Origin of the sequence: Pseudomonas sp. NPDC089996, assembly GCF_044748405.1 — a bacterium.
Lineage (GTDB): Bacteria > Pseudomonadota > Gammaproteobacteria > Pseudomonadales > Pseudomonadaceae > Aquipseudomonas.
The window spans coordinates 1-1,971 of sequence record NZ_JBIVGA010000040.1 but is presented as its reverse complement, the minus strand read 5'-3'; the positions used below and the strand labels follow the sequence as shown (position 1 = coordinate 1,971).

General features: G+C 51.1%; 1 protein-coding gene and 2 pseudogenes. All 3 read right to left on the bottom strand.

The window, feature by feature from the left end; all coding sequences use genetic code 11:
- A pseudogene (locus ACIPW4_RS27260) lies at positions 1 to 188 on the bottom strand (hypothetical protein); the annotation flags it as partial.
- 185 nt (positions 189 to 373) lie between these two features.
- Positions 374 to 850: a hypothetical protein gene (locus ACIPW4_RS27255; protein WP_400663761.1), complete on the bottom strand. Its 477-nt coding sequence runs from the start codon at positions 848 to 850 to the stop codon at positions 374 to 376.
- Positions 844 to 1,971, bottom strand: a pseudogene (locus ACIPW4_RS27250) (RHS repeat domain-containing protein); the annotation flags it as partial. The gene ACIPW4_RS27255 and the pseudogene ACIPW4_RS27250, both read right to left, overlap by 7 nt.

Below are 1,971 nucleotides of genomic sequence, written 5' to 3'. Positions count from 1 at the left end.
CGGGTGCCGCCGGTGGCGCTGATGTCGGTCAGGGTGCCGTCGGGGGTACGGGTGAAATGCAGGAAGTGGCCGAGGGCGTTTTCGATGCGTTGCAGAGGGATTTCAGCGCTGGTGTCTGGCACTTCGCCGAAGTAGAAGAACAGGTTGTCGAGCGTCTGCAGGAGGTAGTGGCCGCCTTCGGTGCAGACCTGTGGCAGTGCTGCCAAAACGGCCGCGCCCTTCCTATAAATAGACAATTTCTGAGTTGAGAATTTATAGAAAAATCGGGGCTGTCGCCCCGAAAAATACCTAAAATATTATTAAAGAACGTAGAGCCCTGCAAAAATACAATGTTTTCAAACTCAAACAATGCCAACCATAGCGGCAGCTAGCGCTACCCAAGCTTTGACAAGTTGATTACTTGATCAGCATATTTCTTTGCATGTGGAATTCTCGACAATTTAATATATTCCAGTAGGCGCTCACGACCAGACATCGCCAATGCATACTCAATGAGATTAGTCAGCAAAAAACCTTGTGAGTATTTTCCAATCGAAAGAATTTTACTTTTTTCGTCGTCAGAAGGCTCGGCGCCAGCGGGATACTCCTCCTCATCATCTTCATCGGAAAGCGCTTGAAATTTAGAAAGGGAGTACTGCCTTATAAGATCCATTTTGTCTGTCAAAATGGACATCAAGTCGTCAACATCGACCTTTGACTTTACAATCTTAGCAGAGTCAAGCCGTGCGAATACCTCTGCGTATTCCGACTCAACCTCAATACCTGCAGCGCCGACTAGATCCGCAAGTAACTTCTTATAGGCGGAAGAGCCAATTATGTTTTCCGCCAATGAATCGCCATCAACTACCATACATCAACTCCTTTAATCACTCTGATCAAGTCAGAGCCTACATACCTAAACTGATCGACTGCTTCATGCTCCCACGGGGTAAGCGCGAGCAAATTAGACGAATCATGTACACCTGCCCCACCCACTCGCTGAGGAATATCATTATGATGAAGTTCTAAAGTCACTCTCTAATTGATATTTTATCATTTTTGCGCGAAATCACCTCAACTGTCATTTTGGGCGCTTTCCCCTCAGCCATACGCACAAGGTTTGCGGGTGAGTAGGCACGAGTAGGGGCTTTGGCTTCAGCTTTCCAATAGTTTTTCCGAGCAGTACTCCAACACTCCCATCCCCACGGGTCGATCCAGCCTGTCGGATTCTAACCGTAGCAATAAAGGTTGAGCCCGCAATCTAAACCAATAGGGTCCTGAGTAACAAAACGTCCCCCTTCAGGATCATAATATCGGAAGGTATTGTAGTGCAGCCCTGTTTCAGCATCAAAGTACTGACCTTGGTAGCGTAAATTTTGCTTGACTTCACTTACGGCTAGCTGCTCTACCGAGCCCCACGAGCGATATGTGACTTGCCAAACGATCTTGCCATCGCTATCCGTCAGCTCGAGCGGCGTACCAATCTGGTCAGTATGGAACGGCGGTGAATCGGGTTGTAGGCATGCTCCACCAGCAACGAGGTGTTGATACCGGTGTTGTGCACCTGTGAAAGCTTGTCGGCGGGCAAGGTCGAGGCGAACTGCCAAGCCTTGCGCCCCATCGCGTCGTAGCCAAAGCAGCTGGTGAGCTTGCCTTGGGTGCGGTACACCTCACGGTGCAGGTCGTCACGCTCCATGTCGCTGATCACCTGGCCATCCAGGTTCAGCTGCTGCAGGTGGCCGCTGCCGTAGTACAGGTGGTTGAGCTTGCGGCCATCCGGCAGCGTCAGCGAAGTCAGGTTGCTGAGCGCATCGTATTCATAATCGAGCGCGCCGCCGGGGCTCAGCTCTTGCGTCAACCGGCCTAGCAGGTCATAGCTGTAACCGAGCTTTTCCTAAGTAATGCCCAGCTGCTTGCCAGTGCCTGTTGGGTGGCGCTGGATGCTCAGCAACCGATCGGCCTCGTCGTACGCGAAATCTTGCCGGGCATCGC